Raw genomic sequence first — 1,209 nt, forward strand, 5'->3', positions numbered from 1 at the left:
GTCGCGGACGGCACGGATCGTCACGATGCGATCAACCTCGGCCAGTTGCAGGACGCAGGCCTGGTGGCGCCGGTCGATCCGACCAACCCGGGTGCGGGTCTGGCTTCGCTCGCGGTGACGTATGGCAAGAACGCCGACGGCTCGGCGAACTTCGACCAGGTCACGCTGGCCGGCGCCAACGGCACGACGATCACGAACGTGAAGGCGGGCGCGGTATCGGCCACCAGCACGGACGCGATCAACGGTGCGCAACTGCACGGCGCGGCACAGAGCGTGGCCGATTCGCTCGGCGGCGGCGCGACGGTGGGCGCGGACGGCAAGGTGACGAACCCGACGTACTCGCTGGCCGATCCGACGGATGCATCGAAGTCGGTCGCGTACGACAACGTGGGCGACGCGCTATCGAACCTCGACGGCCGCACGGCGACGAACACGGAAAACATCACCGTGATCAACAAGCAGTTGGCCGATTCGGGGCTGGTGGATCCGGTGACGGGCCAGTCGATCGCGGCGGTGACGTACGACCGTAATGCGGACGGCACGCCGAACCTCGGTTCGGTGACGCTGGGCGGCACGGGTGCAACGACGCCGGTCGCACTGAAGAACGTCGCGGACGGCACGGATCGTCACGACGCGATCAACGTCGGCCAGTTGCAGGACGCGGGCCTGGTTGCGCCGGTCGACCCGACGAACCCGGGTGCGGGCCTGACGTCGCTGGCTGTCGCATATGACAGTGCGACGAAGGACACGGTCACGCTGAAGGGCGCGGACGGCACCACGCTGTCGAACGTGAAGGCCGGCGTGGCCGACATGGACGCGGTGAACGTCTCGCAACTGAAGGACGCGGGCCTGATCGATCCGTCGACGGGTAAGTCGATCGCTGCGGTGACGTACGACCGCAACGCGGACGGCACGCCGAACTACGGCTCGGTGACGCTGGGCAACGGCACGGGTCCGACGCAACTGAAGAACGTCGCGGATGCGACGGACGACGGCGATGCGCTGAACCTCGGCCAGTTGAAGAACGCAGGTTTGGTGGGCGACGACGGCGCGGGCAATCTGACATCGCTGGCAGTGGCGTACGACAGTGCGGCGAAGGATACCGTGACGTTGGGCGGTGCGGGCGCAACGACGCCGGTGGCGCTCAAGAACGTCGCGGACGGCACGGATCGTCACGATGCGATCAACCTCGGCCAGTTGCAGGACGCA

Annotated in this window: 1 pseudogene; it reads left to right on the forward strand. The window is 67.4% G+C overall.

Annotated elements, in window-relative coordinates:
• Positions 1-1,209, forward strand: a pseudogene (locus WS89_RS29590) (YadA-like family protein); the annotation flags it as partial.

The organism is Burkholderia sp. MSMB1072 (assembly GCF_001524725.1).
In the GTDB taxonomy this organism is placed as follows: domain Bacteria; phylum Pseudomonadota; class Gammaproteobacteria; order Burkholderiales; family Burkholderiaceae; genus Burkholderia.